This is a genomic window from Bradyrhizobium sp. LTSP857 (assembly GCF_000938285.1).
Taxonomy (GTDB): Bacteria; Pseudomonadota; Alphaproteobacteria; order Rhizobiales; family Xanthobacteraceae; genus Bradyrhizobium.
Genome location: NZ_JYMS01000014.1, coordinates 63,320 through 77,176, shown reverse-complemented (window position 1 = coordinate 77,176; position 13,857 = coordinate 63,320). Strand labels below are relative to the sequence as shown.

Here is a 13,857-nt window from a genome sequence, read left to right as displayed (position 1 = left end):
AAGATCAGTGCTCAATGACGACTTTGCCAACGACATTGCGCGCGCCGAAGTGCGTGATGGCCGTTTTGGCGTCGTCGAATGCATGGACGCTATCGATGACCGGCCGAATGCCATGCTGTTCCATCGCCCTGCACATGTCCTCAAGGTCTCGGCGGCTTCCAACTGTCACCGCGCGAAAGCCGACCCGGCTCCTGAACATGGTCATGAAGTCGACGCCACCTTCATACCCCGCCAGGATGCCGACGATGGAGATTTCCGCTCCAATCGCGGAGGCCTTCATCGACTGGGGCAGAGTCGCGGGGCCGCCCACCTCGACAACGCGATCGACGCCGCGGCCGTTGGTGAGTTCGCGGACCGCGTCACCCCACTCGGGCGTCGCATTGTAATTGATGACATCGTGCGCGCCGAGCCTGCGAAGCATCTCGGCCTTCTCATGGCTGGAGGTCGTCGAAATCACCCTGGCGCCAAGCGCAACAGCCAGCTGTACTGCGAACAGTGACACGCCACCGGTGCCCTGAGTGAGCACCAGATCGCCGGCGCGAACGCCGGCAAGTGCCGACCAAGCCGTCACCGCGGCGCAGGACAACGTAGCGCCTTCCTCGAAGCTCATGTGAGATGGCATGGGAACGAGGCTCTCCGCATTGACCACCTTGTATTCCGTCAGCCAGCCGTCGTGATCGATGACCCACTGCTCGGGTGGCGTGTTCAGCGTTCCGCCAAACCAGTTGGGCAGGAAGCAATTGACGACCTTGTCGCCGACCCGGCCGCGCTTGACACCTTCACCGAGCGCCTCGATTTCGCCAGCGCCATCCGACAACGGCACGCAGCCAATTTGAGCGGGCGGCTGATACTGGCCGGCGAAAATGATCAGATCGCGGAAGTTGAGCGACGATGCCCTGACGCGGACCAGGACTTCACCTCGGCTGGGCTGCGGAATCTCACTCTCCTTGATGATCAGGCTGTCGGGTCCGCCAAAACTGTTGATGTGGAATGAACGCATCGATCTTGCTCCTGGGCTTGGTGCCTTGTGATTTCCCTCTACCGGGAGCATGATTGTTTGATAATCATTCCATATTGGTACGAGCTGTGCAGCCTGGCTTCACAATAGATCGAGCGCGAATGGACGGCGTGGTCATGTTTCTGGCCGTTGCCGAGCTGCGGGGGTTTCGGGCTGCGGCCGCGCGTCTCGGGGTGACGCCTTCCGCTGTCAGCCAGGCAATTCGGAACCTCGAGGCCCGGATCGGCTCACCTCTTTTTGTGCGGACGACCAGAAGCGTCAACCTGACGGAGGCAGGCGAACGGCTTCTTGCCCACGCGCGGCCGGCCGCGGATATGTTGAGCGCCGGCATCGACGCTGCTGGCGGGTTAGGCGATGACGCGCGGGGCAAGCTACGCATCAACGCGCCGCGGCCAGCCCTGCCGTTGCTGATCAACCGCCTGCTGCCCGAGTTTCTGGCTGCCCACCCACTGATCCAGCTCGAGCTCGTTGGCGAGGATCGTCCGATCGATATCGTCGCGGAAGGGTATGACGCGGGCATACGGCTCGGCGATTTCGTTGAAATGGATATGGTCGCCGTTCGCCTGACGCTGGCCGAGCGGTTTGTCGTGGTGGGGACGCCGAGCATCTTCAAGGCGCAGGGCCGGCCGGTCCGCCCCGAAGATTTGCAGCGCTTCCGCTGCATCCTTTATCGGACCGATGCGAGCGGTGCGGACCACTGGCGATTTGTCGTTCAGGGGCGGCCTGTCACCATCGCGGTCACGGGTCCGCTGGTGATCTCCGATGTTGATCTGTGCATCAGGGCGGCACTGCGCGGTGTTGGATTGTTTCGCCTGCCGCGGTCGCTCGTCATACCCTATCTGAATACGGGGGTGCTTGAAACAGTACTCGATGCTTTTGGCGAAGATGTGCCCGGGCTCTCGCTCTATCACCCAAGTCGCAGCCAGGCGCTGCCAAAATTGCGCGCCTTTATCGAGTTTGCGATCACGCGCATGCGTCGTCCCGTGAACGCAACCGACTATCTACCCACGGCAGCGGATTAGCAGGCTTTGAGGCCCGCGCTTCGAGCCAGCCAGCCGACGGCGCATGCGCTCGCGTGATCCGATACGACCGTGGGGTATCGGGCGGGATTGCTATGCATCAATGCAAATCGGTCCGAGAGACGATGCCCGTCTTACCAGCCGCATCCCGCGCAGGCTCGCGTATCCGCTCGTGCCGACGATGATGTGGTCGTGCACGGCGATGCCGAACGGCTTGGCCGCTCGACATCATCAGCCTGCCGAAGAGCATCAAGATCGGCCACGCTAGCTTCTCCGACCATGTGCATACGCTGACGCTGCTGCGCGCGCACGCGGCTCAGCTGTTCGACTGAATCGCGAGCGGCGCCCTGAAGGTCAGGATCGGAGGCGTCTATCCGTTCGCTGAAGCCGCGCGGGCGCATGCGGGCATGGAGAGTCGCGTCACCACCGGCACGCTGCTGCTGATCCCGTGACTCTCGCGTCCGCTGGTCAGAATCGCTCGCCGACCAGTTCCTCGCTCTTGGCCCAGAGCGCCTTGGCGCGCTCCGGGTCGAGGGCGTAGGACCTGACGCCGGGGCTCACCGGGCTGATCAGCGCGTCGGTGATCTGCGACACCTGCGAGTTCTCGCAGTAACGGCCCCCGACCTCCTCAGCCGGCGCGACGAAGGCGGCCCAGACCGAGGTCGCGGCTCCCTGAGGAATCGTCTTGAACTGGAAGGGCGGCCGGCCCGCCGCCCCGAGCTGGGCATTGATCTGCGCCACGAGATTTTCAAGCTCGCCAGGCGCCATGTGACGGTCCAGCTCGGTCTGGATCCCACCCGGATGCAGCGCGATCGCCCGCACCCCACGCGCTTTGTGTCGCCGGTCGAACTCCACCGCGAACAGGATGTTGGCGGTCTTGGACCGGCCATAGGCGATCATCGGGTCGTAGGGCGTGCGCTCGAAATTGGGATCGTCGAGGTCGACGTCCGAATAGCGGTGACCGGAGGAGGCAACATTCACCAGCCGTCCGCCCGGGACGATCAGCGATGCGATGCGGTTCGCCAGCACGAAATGGCCGAGATGGTTGGTCCCGAACTGCGTCTCGAAGCCGTCGGCGGTGTGCCCGAAGGGCGTCCTCATCACACCCGCATTGGCGATCACCGCGTCGAACCGCCGCCCGTCGGCGAGCAAAGCGTCGGCACATGCGCGCACGCTCTCGAGCGAGGCGAGATCCAGCTCCACCATCTCAAAGCCACCGCCATTCGCCGCCTGCGCACGGACCTCGTTCGTCGCCCGCTCCGCCTTGGCAAGATCGCGCGCCGCACCGACCACCTGGGCCCCGTGCGCCGCCAGCGCGCGCGCCGTCTCCACGCCCAGCCCGGCCGATACGCCGGTGATGAGGACGCGCTTTCCGCTGAGATCGACCCCCGCCAGCACATCATCGGTGGTGGACGTCGCTCCGAAGCCTTTGGTCATGACAAACTCCTTCATCTTTGGGCATAGCTCTCCCCCCGGCGGCAAACCATTGTCTGCCAACGACTTTTGACGTAAGAGGAGAGCGTCTCCGTTTTAAATACGGAGACAGTCTCCGTTTATCAAGGGGTATTTTCGGGTTGGTCGATGAGGAGAAAGCCGCTACCGCCCGCAAGCCGCGCGCCGATGCGCGGCGGAACCGCATCCTCTTGCTCGAAACCGCGAAGGCCGCCTTCGCTGAAAAAGGGCCGGGGGCCAGTCTCGATGAGATCGCGCGGACCGCGGGTGTAGGGGCCGGGACTCTCTACCGTCATTTTCCGACCCGCGACGCGCTGATCGAGGCGGTCTACCGCAATGAGACAGAACAGCTTGTTGCAGCCGCTACGCGGTTGGCCGAGTCGCATTCTCCGACGGCTGCCTTGCGCGAATGGTTGCTGTTGTTCGTGGATTATATGGCCGCCAAGCACGGAATGTCCGAGGCGCTCAATTCGATCGTCGGCGGCACGTCCGAGCTGTACTCGGCGTCCGCGGAACAAATGAAGCGCGCAATTGGAAGGCTGATCGATCGTGCGGTCGCGAGCGGCGACATCCGTCTGGATCTTGAACCGCTCGACCTGCTGCGCGCGCTGGCCGGCGTTGCGAATTTAAGTTCGGGACCGGTTGGTAAGCAGGCCGCGAAGCGTATGGTCGACATCCTGATTGCGGGCGTCCAGAACAAGACGTGAGTCGTATCATCGCCTTCGGTCGACCGCTGCATGCCGCGCCTGCTCAGCCGAGTGACGGCGCCCCCGCGGCGCCTCTTGTCATTTTACGCCCCTCAAATCAGCCGCATCCCCTTCAAACTCGCATGCCCGTTCCTGCCGACGATGATGTGGTCATGCACGGCGATGCCGAGCGGCTTTGCGATCTCGATGATGGCCTTGGTCATCTGGATGTCCGCCTGCGAGGGCGAGGGATCGCCACTGGGATGATTATGCACCAGGATCAGCGCGGTCGCGGATAGCTCCAGCGCGCGCTTGATCACCTCGCGCGGATAGACCGGGGTGTGATCGACGGTGCCGGTCTGCTGCACCTCGTCGGCGATGAGCTGGTTGCGCTTGTCGAGGAAGAGCAGGCGGAATTGCTCCTTGTCGGCAAAGGCCATGCTGGTGCGGCAATAGGCGATCACCTCGTTCCACGACGACAGCGCATTGCGGCTGTTGACCTCGCCCTTGGCGACGCGGTGCGCGGCGGCGGCAATCAGCTTGAGCTGGTTGATTGCGGCTTCGCCCACGCCGTCGACCTCGCGCAGCCGCGCCACCGGCGCATGGACGACCTCGGCGAACGAGCCGAAGGTCTTGATCAGCGTCTTCGCCAGCGGTTTGGTGTCGCGCCGCGGCAGCGCCGGAAACAGCGCCATCTCCAGCAGCTCGTAATCGCTGAGCGCGTCCGCACCCGCACTGTAGAAGCGCTCGCGCAGCCGCTCGCGATGGCCGAGATAATGCGGCGTGTCCTCAGGCTTGCTGTTGTCGAGGTCGGTTTTGGTCGGCATCGCCCACAACCATGCCGGACGGTGCGCGTTTTGCAACCACGAAGTGTCGTGATAATCGGCGGCCGGTCTCGCAACCGGCCGCCGGAATGTCCGTCGGCTGCCTACGAGGCAAGTCCGCCCGGCGGGGTGCAGACCTCGATCAGGACATTGCCCGGCGCGGCGCAATAGAAGTGCGGGACGCGCGCGCCGCCGCCACGGTCCATGAACGCGATCTTGCTCGGGTTCAGGTCTGCGGTCGACAATTCCGCGTGCTTGGCCTCCACCTCGCTCGCCTCGTCATAATAGAAGCCGATATGGAAATTGGCCGGATAGTCGGCCGGCTCGCCTGTCTTGCCGCGCATCAATGTCAGGACGAAATCCTGCTTGTCGCGCAAGACGACCAGCGCTTCGCCGCGGGCCGCATAGGGCGCGAAGCCGAAGAAGCGCTGGAAGAAGGCGGCGAGGGCCGCCACGTCTGACGTCGCGAGGTTGAGATGTTGTAGTCGCATGTGTGCTCTCCGTTCAGGGTAAAGGAACGGACGGAGCTGGATTCCACGCTGTGCGGCGGCCGATATGACACGGTGACACAACCCGCCGAGCAGCGTGACGATCGCGTCACTCTGTCCGGCCGTGGGTCCTACCGTGGAGACGGTGGCAGAATTCCTGACATCAGGAACAGGCCGGGCTTACCAATCCGGCCATGCCTTTTTCGGCGCGGTCTGAATAGCAAAGATCGCGCGCATCGGCAACGTCACGCTACCCTCAACGCTCGCGCTTCAATCCCGGTACCAGCGCGGCCAGCCGATCCCTGATCGGGCGGCCGAACATCGGACCGCCCATGCCCAAGGGCGGCGGGCCCGGCGGCGAGCCAGGTGGCGGACCGCCGCGCATCCCCGGCGGAGGCGGCGGCGGACCGGCGCGCCCGACCGTCGCATCGGCGCGGCGGTCAACGCCGAGCGTCAGCGTCGCAACATAGCGATCGCGCTCCTCCTTGACCGCGCAGAAGGCGCGGTGGTCCGGGTCGGAGCGTTCGATGACGTGGTCGTTGGCGTTGATCACCATGCGCTGCCGCGCGCGGTCGCCGTAATCGGGCACATTGGTGTAGATGAACTCGTTCAGTGCGTCCGGCAGGAAGGTCTGCCCGGTCAGCACGGTGCGATCGCTCAAGAACACCTTGAAATGGATGTGCGTGGTGCGGCCGTCATACCAGCCGGGATAGATCGTGTTGAAATTGACCCAGCCGGAATCGTCTGTCGCCTGCGTGCCGCGCAGGAACGTGTTGCTGGTCGCATCGATATTGTGCGCATCGCCTTGGCCGGCAAACGCCGAATAAAGCCCCTTGGCGTCACAATGCCAGATGTCGACCCGCGCGCCGTGGATCGCCGTGCACGTGCCGGCCTCGATCACGCGCAGCCGCAAGGCCAGCGGCACGCCCGCCTTGCCCTCGGCGATGTCGGAGCGAACGAGTTTTGGGTCGGAATAAAACGGCCCTTCCTCCGCCTGCGGCGTCAGGATGCAGGCGGGCTCACCGGCAGCGGGCCCGGGCGCCGCCTCCGCACGGGTCTGCAGCAGGCCTGCGGCGCTGGCCGATACGAATCCAAGGAAGCCGCGGCGCGTCGATGGGCTCACCCGATCTCTCCTGCCTGTTTGGGAGAGATCGTCATCGGTAAACAGGATGGCAAGATCGGGCCGTGAAGGTGACGATAATCAGCCCGGTGGTTTCCCGCTGTGTCGCACCGGCAGCGGTACCGTGACGGCAATCACCCCGGCGACAATGAGCGCCATTCCGGCGAGAACTGACCAGGTAAATTCCTCGCCGAGCCATACGACGCCGAGCGCCACCGCAAATCCGGCGCGTAAGTAGCTGCCGCTCGTCGTGCCGAGTGCGCCGAGCGTGCGGATCAGGCGGAAATAGATCACCATTGCGAGCGCCGTGCAGACGACCGCGAGACCGAGGACCGCAGTGGTTGCCTGCACCGTTGGCGCCAGCGTCCAAGGCCGCTCGAAGATCGCGGCCATAGGCAGCATCAGGATCGCTGCACAGCTCATGGCGCCGGCTGCTGTGACGATCGCGGGAAAGGAGGAGAACCGCTGTCCCCAGATCGGTGCGAGCGCGTAGCAGAGGCTTGCGCCGAGCACGGCCATTTGCGCCAGCGGCGCCGTCGTGCCGATCCCGGAGAGCGCATCGATGCCGATCGTCACCGCGACGCCGGCAAGACCGAGCCCGACGCCGAGGATCCTCTCGCTGCTGATGGTTCGCCGTCCGCGCCCGGTCATCATGGCGATCACGAGCACGAACATCGGCGGGGTGGCATTGAGCACGCCAGCGAGGCCGCTTGCGATGTGCATCTCACCCCAGCTGATCAGTGTGAACGGCAACGCACTTTGCAGCAGGCCTTGCACGAGGAAGGCCGCCCAGACCGATCGCTTGCGGGGAAGGGAGTGCCCTTGCGCGGCGGCGATCACGATCAGGAGCACTGCCGCGATCGTCACGCGTGCGGCGACCATGGTGACGGGCGGTATCGTCGCGACGGCGACCTTGATCAGCGTGAACGAGCTGCCCCAGATCAGCGAGAGCAGCAACAACAGTCCGATCTCCAGGGATAAGGTGTTCCGTTCCGACATTGCCTGTGATGCCTGCGTGCTCATGCGAATCTGCTCCGGGATGCAGCGGCACCATGATCCGGAAGCGACCGCGCAGGCTGGCCGGATTCGGACCTCATCGCCCGATCGAGTCCGATTTCAGCTACTCGGGCGACTGCGATGAAACTACTATCCAGCGATGGCGAAGGTTTTGGCGCAGCCGCAAGCGCTGCCACCACATCTCGACTGGGACATCTGCGACCGGGCGCGGTTGGCGCGCGCACGCGCTTTCGACGGCCTGTTCTTCTCCGGGGTTCGCTCGACCCGCATCTACTGCAGGCCGGTCTGTCCGGTTCGCCCGGCCCGCTCGGAGAACGTCACCTTTTACCCGACCGCTGCGGCCGCAGAGCGGGCCGGCTTTCGCCCGTGTCTCCGCTGCCGCCCGGAGACGGCACCGGGGTCTCCGGCCTGGATGGGAACGGCGACCACTGTGGCGCGCGGAATGCGTCTGATCAATGCCGGCTTTCTGGATCGTGCCTCCGCGGCGGATCTGGCGGAGGCTCTTGGCGTCGGATCACGCCATCTCCTGCGTCTGTTCATGCGCCATACTGGCGCGAGCCCGAGCGAGATTGCGGCGACGCGGCGCGTGCAGGAAGCCAAGCGCCTGATCGATGGGACCGGTATGACCTTGGCGGAGATCGCCTTCGCCGCCGGGTTCGGCAGCGTTCGCCGCTTCAACGATGCTTTTGCCGCGACCTACAAGCGGCCGCCATCGTCATTCCGCCGGCGGCGATAGAGCATGATCCGGAAAAGTGTGCAGCGGTTTTCCGATAAGATCATGCTCAAACAATCGGTGTCGCGGCGAGATCAGCCGATCTGCTTCTCGCCGTGCCGCTCCGACAGCGTGAATATCTCGACGCCGGTGGCGGTGACGCCGACCGAGTGCTCGAACTGCGCCGACAGCGAGCGGTCGCGGGTCACCGCGGTCCAGCCGTCGGACAGGATCTTCACGTGCGGCTTGCCGAGATTGATCATCGGCTCGATCGTGAAGAACATACCGGGCTTGAGCTGCACGCCTTCGCCGGGCCGGCCGATATGAATGATGTTCGGCTCGTCGTGGAACATGCGGCCGAGGCCATGGCCGCAGAAATCGCGGACCACGCTCATGCCCTGCGGCTCGACGAAGCTCTGGATGGCGTGGCCGATGTCGCCGGTGGTGGCACCGGGCTTCACCGCGGCAATGCCGCGCATCAAGGATTCGTACGTCACCTCGATCAGCCGCTCGGCCTTGCGCGCGATCGGGCCGACCGCGTACATCCGGCTGGAATCGCCGTACCAGCCGTCGACGATGAAGGTGACGTCGATGTTGACGATGTCGCCTTCCTTCAGCGGCCGGTCGCCGGGCATGCCGTGGCAGACCACGTGGTTCAGCGAGGTGCAGGTCGAGTAGCGATAGCCGCGATACATCAGCGTCGCCGGATAGGCGCCATGGCTGAAGGCGAACTCGCGGACGAACTCGTCGATGCGCTCGGTCGGCACGCCGGGCCCGACGATGTCGGTGAGCTCATCGAGGCACTTGGCCACCAGCGCGCCTGCCTTGCGCATGCCGGCAAAGGCGCTCGGGCCATGCAGCTTGATCTGTCCGGTCTTGCGCAGGGAGGTATCGTTGGCTTCGACGTAGCTCATGCGGGGCGGTCTTCTGGGCTCGGGCCGATGTCGGCGGAAAGGCTTGATTTCAGGCCCCAATTTAATGATTGCGGGCGTTCGTGCAAGCCAAGCCAGAGCGTTTTCGAGCGAAGTGGGTACCGGTTCGCGTGAAGAAAACGCGTCAAAACAAGAATCCTAACCGCCATGCGCCCGAAAGCCGGCTCAATTCGGGACTTCTACGGTGGTTTCCACCGGCAGCGCGCCGCCGCGGACGCGGATTTCGCGGACGGGGTAGGGAACCCGGATGCCCTCGCGCTTGAAGACGTCCCACAGCGCCAGCATCACGTCGCTCTTGACGTTGTCCATGCCGTCGGGGTCGGCGAGCCAGAGGGTCAGCGAGAACTTCATGCCGGCCTCCGCGAACTCGGTCAGGATGCAGTTCGGCGGCTTGGCTTTCTGCGCGCGGGGATGGGCTATGGCCGTCTCGATGGCGAGCTTGCAGACCAGCCGCGGATCGGCGTCGTAATTGGTGCCGAAGGCGATCTTCACCAGCGTGTTCTTGTCGGTATAGGTCCAGTTGACGACCTTCTGCGTCACCAGATCCTCGTTCGGTACCAGGAATTCGCGACCGTCGCCGGCGGCAACGGAAATATAGCGCGTCTTCATCGCGCTGATGCGCCCGGTATTGTCGCCGATGGTGACGAGGTCGCCCGGCTTCACTGATTTGTCGGCGAGCAGGATGATGCCCGAGATGAAGTTGGCGACGATCTTCTGAAGGCCGATACCGATGCCGACGCCGACCGCGCCGGAGAACACCGCGAGCGCCGACAGGTCGATGCCGACCGCGCCGAGCGCGATGACGATCGCCACCGCGAGCAGCCCGATGCGGATGATCTTGACCAGCAGCACCTGGATCGACGGCGTCAGGTCGGAGGCCGAGTTGATCTTGCTCTCGGCGAAATTGCTGGCGATGTTGGTCAGCCAGAATGCGATGATCAAGAGTACGCCCGCCTTGATCACCAGCAGCGGCGTCAGCCGCAAACCGCCGAGCACGATCGCATAGGAGTCGAGCAGGTCGACCGCCGCATCGAGCTGGCCGAGGATGGAGAGCGCCGCGACAAACCACGCGGTGATCGACACCAGCTTGACGATGAATTCGTTGCGCAGCACCGAGGTCACGAGCCGGATCGCGAGCCAGGCCAGCCCCAGCTTGGCGGCGACCATCAACAGATAGCTGCGGCTCGGCCAGGTCGCATGGTACATCACGATGCGCGAGATGATCACAAGCAGCGTGAACACCGCCGCCGAGGCGCTGGAGACCATCACGCGGGCGAAGTGCCGAAGCGGCAGCGGCCAGCGCATCGCCAGCGACGTCATGTCGACGCGGTTGCGAACCGTCGCTTCCGCCGCATAAGCGATCCCGGTCGCCGCCAGAATGAGACCAAATTGCAGGTAGAACCAGGGCGAGGAGATTTCCGCCCCGAGACTGCGCGCGGTGGTCTGCACGAACTCCATGAGGTCTTTGAGGTCCATGTCCATCGCAAGGTCTCGTCGGGAAGTGGGCGGATTTGATTCGAGGGAGCCGCAGAATCCCACAAAGGGAGCGGCCGGACCATCGATACACCGGCATGTGATGCGCGTTAAGGCCGCAAAATACGGTCAGATTGCCGCGAGCGGGAGAAAATGGGTTGGCGCGGGAGTGTGCCGACGATAAGGATGCCATTCCAGCGATTTGCCAGCGATTTGCCCGCGATTTGTAACCGGAAGGTGGATGGCCTCTCTCGACTCCGTCAGTATCGCCATTCTGCTCGGCGCCGTCCTGGTGATGGCCGGCATCCTGTCGAGTCTGCTTGCGCTGCGCTTCGGCGCGCCGCTGCTGCTCGTATTCCTTGCGATCGGCATGCTGGCCGGCGATTCCGGCCCCGGCCAGCTCCAGTTCGACGACGTCCGCACCACCTATCTGGTCGGTTCGGTTGCGCTCGCTTTGATCCTGTTCGACGGCGGCTTGCGCACGCGCTTTGCCAGCATCCGCACCGTGCTGGCGCCCTCCGTGGTGCTCGCGACCGTCGGCGTGCTGCTAACGGCGCTGATCACGGCGCCGTTTGCGAAATACGCCCTCGACCTCAATTGGACGGAGGCGCTGCTGGTCGGCGCCGTGGTGGCCTCGACCGATGCCGCCGCGGTGTTCCTGCTGGTCCACACCCAGGGCCTGCGCCTGCGCCCGCGCGTCGGCGCGACGCTGGAGGCGGAATCCGGCACCAACGATCCCTTCGCGATCTTCCTCACCCTGATGCTGGTCGAATACATCTCGCTGGGATCGAGCTCGGCAGCGCATGTGGCGATGGAGTTCGTGCAGGAGGCGGTGCTCGGCGCCATCGTCGGTGTGATCGGCGGACGTCTCGTGGTGCTGGCGCTCAATCAAGTTGCGCTGCCGCAGGGCCTGCATGCGCCATTTGTCACCACGGCCGCGCTCGTCATTTTCGGCGGCTCGCAGATCATGCACGCCTCCGGCTTCCTCGCGGTCTATCTCGCCGGCATCATCATCGGCAACCGGCCGACGCGGGCGCATAATTCGGTGGTGGCCTTCCTGGATGCGGCGACCTGGCTGGCGCAGATCGTGATGTTCGTCCTGCTTGGCCTTTTGGTCTCGCCGAGCCGGTTGGGATCAAGCGTGCTGCCGGCGGTCGGGGTCGCCTTCGTCCTGATGCTGGTCGCCCGGCCGATCGCGGTGTTCGTGTGCCTGGCGCCATTCCGCTTCAACTGGCGCGAGAAGATCTTCATCGCCTGGACCGGCCTGCGCGGCGCGGTCGCGATCTTCCTGGCGTCGATCCCGATGCTGGTGGGCTTGTCGAAAGCCTATCTCTATTTCGACGTCGCCTTTGTCGTCGTCATCATCTCGCTGCTGCTGCAAGGCTGGACCCTGGCGCCCGCCGCGCGCAAGCTGCACGTGGCGCTGCCGCGCGCCGAGCGCGGCCCGCGCCGCGTCGAGCTTGATCTGCCCGGTCAGCTCGAGCAGCAGCTCGTCGGCTATCCGGTGCGGCCCAAGAGCCTCTATTTCCGCCGCGGCCTGATCCCGTCCTGGTCCAAGCCGACGCTGGTGATCCGCAACGAGAACATTTTGACGCCCGCGGAAGCCGACCCGATCGCGCCCGGCGACTACATCTATCTGCTGGCGCCGCCGGAAAAGGCCGAGTCGCTCGATCGCTTCTTCGTCGACATGCAGCCGAGCTCGGCGCCCGATCCGCATCTGCTCGGCGACTTCATGGTCTCCGGCGAGCACACGCTCGCCGAGCTTGCCGAGATCTACGGAGTGAACGTCGGCGAGGACGAGGGCAAACTGACGCTCGCCGATTGGTTCGACGTCCATCTCGACCGCGCGCCGAAGGAAGGCGCCGAGCTCCCGCTGGGCGAGATCGTGCTGGTTGCCCGAAGCATCTCCGGCGGCCGCGTCAACGTCGTCGGCCTGCGCCTGCCGGAAGACGAGGAAACGCCCGCGCCGCTGACGCGCGCGCAGGTGTTGCGGCGCAAGCTGGCGGAGCTGTGGACATCGGTGGCGGGGGTTTAGAGCTCGTCGCTATTTGTAGGCCGTTGCCACAATCTCGCTGTCATCGCCCGCGAAGTGCGGGCGATCCAGTATTCCAGAGGCAGCTGTGGTAGAGCCGAAACGCCGCGGCGTACTGGATGCCCCGCCTTCGCGGGGCATGACACCTTTGTGGCGGTGAAGACCAGCGCAACTCACTCCCCCGCCGGCACCACGTCCCGCCAATGCCGCGCAATCGCCGCCCGCGGCGCGATCCAGGCGGCGCCGCTGCCGGTGATGTGCGCAAGAATCCGCTCCAGCGCCCCAATCCGTCCGGGCCGTCCGATCATCCGCAGGTGCAATCCGATCGACATCATCTTCGGCGCCGTCTCGCCCTCGCGCTTCAGCCACTCGAACGCATCGATGACATAATCGGCGAAATCGGCGCCGTTGAAGCGCGAGGCGTTGTAATACTGCATGTCGTTGGTGTCGAAGGCGTAAGGCAACACGAGGTGCTGCTTGCCGGCGACATCCATGTAGTAGGGCAGGTCGTCATTATAGGCGTCGCTGTCGTAGAGGAAGCCACCGTCCTCGACCAGCAAGCGCCGCGTGTTCGGCGAGGTCGCCGAGCGCGTGTGCCAGCCGACCGGGCGCTTCCCGGTGACGCGCTCGATCGCTGCCACGGTCTTGGCGATGACCTTGCGCTCGCTGGCTTCATCCATCTCGGCATGGCTCTGCCAGCGCCAGCCATGCGCCGACACCTCATGCCCCCGCGCGACGGCATCGCGCGCGAGATCCGGTGAGCGCTCGACCGCGCGGCCGCACGAGCTCACGGTGACCTTGACGCCGCGGGCGTCGAACAGATCCATGATGCGCCACCACGCGGCGCGCGTGCCATATTCGAAATGGCTGTCGATGCAGGAATCCGGGCCGTCGAGCTTGTGGACCACCTCATAGATCGCTTCGTTGCCCGCGTCGCCGTCGTTGATGGAGAACTCCGAGCCCTCCTCGAAATTCACGACCAGCGACACCGCGACGCGCGCGCCGTTGGGCCAGTGCGGATTGGGCGGCTTGCCGCGGTAGCCGGCGAAGTCGCGTTGTGAAGATTTGGGTTCATTGCTCATGG

The 13,857-nt window shown here is 64.8% G+C and carries 14 protein-coding genes and 1 pseudogene; 5 read left to right on the top strand and 10 right to left on the bottom strand.

Annotated elements, in window-relative coordinates:
• Positions 1-4: 4 nt before the first annotated feature.
• Positions 5-1,000, bottom strand: a complete 996-nt coding sequence (locus UP06_RS07435) for a zinc-dependent alcohol dehydrogenase family protein (RefSeq protein WP_045001751.1) — start codon at positions 998-1,000, stop codon at positions 5-7.
• Between the two features lie 119 nt (positions 1,001-1,119).
• Here UP06_RS07435 and UP06_RS07430 point away from each other — a divergent pair, with 119 nt between their 5' ends.
• Entirely contained in the window at positions 1,120-2,040 is a 921-nt protein-coding gene (locus tag UP06_RS07430; protein ID WP_197087137.1) for a LysR family transcriptional regulator, read from the top strand.
• Positions 2,041-2,130: 90 nt separating this feature from the next.
• Here UP06_RS07430 and UP06_RS42520 read toward each other — a convergent pair.
• Positions 2,131-2,256: pseudogene (locus UP06_RS42520) on the bottom strand (hypothetical protein); the annotation flags it as partial.
• Between the two features lie 113 nt (positions 2,257-2,369).
• On the opposite strand from UP06_RS42520, the gene UP06_RS42650 reads away from it, so the two are divergent.
• Complete coding sequence (locus tag UP06_RS42650; protein WP_502691530.1) at positions 2,370-2,489, top strand: zinc-binding dehydrogenase; 120 nt, start codon at positions 2,370-2,372, stop codon at positions 2,487-2,489.
• A 16-nt stretch (positions 2,490-2,505) separates the two neighbouring features.
• Here the strand turns inward: UP06_RS42650 and UP06_RS07425 are convergent, their stop codons facing one another.
• A complete protein-coding gene (locus UP06_RS07425) occupies positions 2,506-3,474 on the bottom strand; it encodes an SDR family NAD(P)-dependent oxidoreductase (protein ID WP_045001798.1) in 969 nt (322 codons plus the stop codon).
• Between the two features lie 137 nt (positions 3,475-3,611).
• Here UP06_RS07425 and UP06_RS07420 point away from each other — a divergent pair, with 137 nt between their 5' ends.
• A complete protein-coding gene (locus tag UP06_RS07420) occupies positions 3,612-4,196 on the top strand; it encodes a TetR/AcrR family transcriptional regulator (protein WP_045001749.1) in 585 nt (194 codons plus the stop codon).
• A 92-nt stretch (positions 4,197-4,288) separates the two neighbouring features.
• Here UP06_RS07420 and radC read toward each other — a convergent pair whose 3' ends face one another.
• From radC to UP06_RS07400, 4 genes are all read right to left on the bottom strand, one after another.
• Positions 4,289-5,002, bottom strand: coding sequence for a RadC family protein (gene radC, locus UP06_RS07415; protein WP_045001747.1), 714 nt, complete (start codon positions 5,000-5,002; stop codon positions 4,289-4,291).
• A gap of 101 nt (positions 5,003-5,103) precedes the next feature.
• On the bottom strand, positions 5,104-5,490 hold the full coding sequence (locus UP06_RS07410) for a VOC family protein (RefSeq protein ID WP_045001746.1): 387 nt from the start codon (positions 5,488-5,490) through the stop codon (positions 5,104-5,106).
• Positions 5,491-5,743: 253 nt separating this feature from the next.
• A complete protein-coding gene (locus tag UP06_RS07405) occupies positions 5,744-6,610 on the bottom strand; it encodes an intradiol ring-cleavage dioxygenase (RefSeq protein WP_045001744.1) in 867 nt (288 codons plus the stop codon).
• Between the two features lie 78 nt (positions 6,611-6,688).
• Positions 6,689-7,630: a DMT family transporter gene (locus UP06_RS07400; protein WP_050031580.1), complete on the bottom strand. Its 942-nt coding sequence runs from the start codon at positions 7,628-7,630 to the stop codon at positions 6,689-6,691.
• 133 nt (positions 7,631-7,763) lie between these two features.
• On the opposite strand from UP06_RS07400, the gene UP06_RS07395 reads away from it, so the two are divergent.
• Positions 7,764-8,360: a bifunctional transcriptional activator/DNA repair enzyme AdaA gene (locus tag UP06_RS07395; protein ID WP_045001741.1), complete on the top strand. Its 597-nt coding sequence runs from the start codon at positions 7,764-7,766 to the stop codon at positions 8,358-8,360.
• 71 nt (positions 8,361-8,431) lie between these two features.
• Here UP06_RS07395 and map read toward each other — a convergent pair whose 3' ends face one another.
• Positions 8,432-9,250 carry a type I methionyl aminopeptidase gene (gene map, locus UP06_RS07390; protein WP_045001739.1) on the bottom strand — a complete coding sequence of 273 codons (819 nt, stop codon included), beginning with the start codon at positions 9,248-9,250 and terminating at the stop codon, positions 8,432-8,434.
• A 183-nt stretch (positions 9,251-9,433) separates the two neighbouring features.
• Complete coding sequence (locus UP06_RS07385; RefSeq protein ID WP_045001737.1) at positions 9,434-10,750, bottom strand: mechanosensitive ion channel family protein; 1,317 nt, start codon at positions 10,748-10,750, stop codon at positions 9,434-9,436.
• A gap of 232 nt (positions 10,751-10,982) precedes the next feature.
• Between UP06_RS07385 and UP06_RS07380 the strand changes: the two genes are divergently transcribed.
• The gene (locus UP06_RS07380; RefSeq protein WP_045001735.1) at positions 10,983-12,776 is read left to right on the top strand and encodes a potassium/proton antiporter; all 1,794 of its coding nucleotides are present in this window, start codon (positions 10,983-10,985) and stop codon (positions 12,774-12,776) included.
• Between the two features lie 170 nt (positions 12,777-12,946).
• Here UP06_RS07380 and UP06_RS07375 read toward each other — a convergent pair whose 3' ends face one another.
• Positions 12,947-13,855: a polysaccharide deacetylase family protein gene (locus UP06_RS07375; protein WP_045001734.1), complete on the bottom strand. Its 909-nt coding sequence runs from the start codon at positions 13,853-13,855 to the stop codon at positions 12,947-12,949.
• Between the last annotated feature and the right edge of the window lie 2 nt (positions 13,856-13,857).

Excerpts from the sequence above, each read along its gene's own strand:
- UP06_RS07400 (WP_050031580.1), bottom strand. The coding sequence starts at position 7,630 with ATGAGCACGCAGGCATCACAGGCAATGTCGGAACGGAACACCTTATCC.
- map (WP_045001739.1), bottom strand. The coding sequence starts at position 9,250 with ATGAGCTACGTCGAAGCCAACGATACCTCCCTGCGCAAGACCGGACAG.
- UP06_RS07435 (WP_045001751.1), bottom strand. The coding sequence starts at position 1,000 with ATGCGTTCATTCCACATCAACAGTTTTGGCGGACCCGACAGCCTGATC.
- UP06_RS07410 (WP_045001746.1), bottom strand. The coding sequence starts at position 5,490 with ATGCGACTACAACATCTCAACCTCGCGACGTCAGACGTGGCGGCCCTC.
- UP06_RS07385 (WP_045001737.1), bottom strand. The coding sequence starts at position 10,750 with ATGGACATGGACCTCAAAGACCTCATGGAGTTCGTGCAGACCACCGCG.
- UP06_RS07425 (WP_045001798.1), bottom strand. The coding sequence starts at position 3,474 with ATGACCAAAGGCTTCGGAGCGACGTCCACCACCGATGATGTGCTGGCG.
- UP06_RS07375 (WP_045001734.1), bottom strand. The coding sequence starts at position 13,855 with ATGAGCAATGAACCCAAATCTTCACAACGCGACTTCGCCGGCTACCGC.
- UP06_RS07395 (WP_045001741.1), top strand. The coding sequence starts at position 7,764 with ATGGCGAAGGTTTTGGCGCAGCCGCAAGCGCTGCCACCACATCTCGAC.
- UP06_RS07430 (WP_197087137.1), top strand. The coding sequence starts at position 1,120 with ATGGACGGCGTGGTCATGTTTCTGGCCGTTGCCGAGCTGCGGGGGTTT.
- radC (WP_045001747.1), bottom strand. The coding sequence starts at position 5,002 with ATGCCGACCAAAACCGACCTCGACAACAGCAAGCCTGAGGACACGCCG.
- UP06_RS07380 (WP_045001735.1), top strand. The coding sequence starts at position 10,983 with ATGGCCTCTCTCGACTCCGTCAGTATCGCCATTCTGCTCGGCGCCGTC.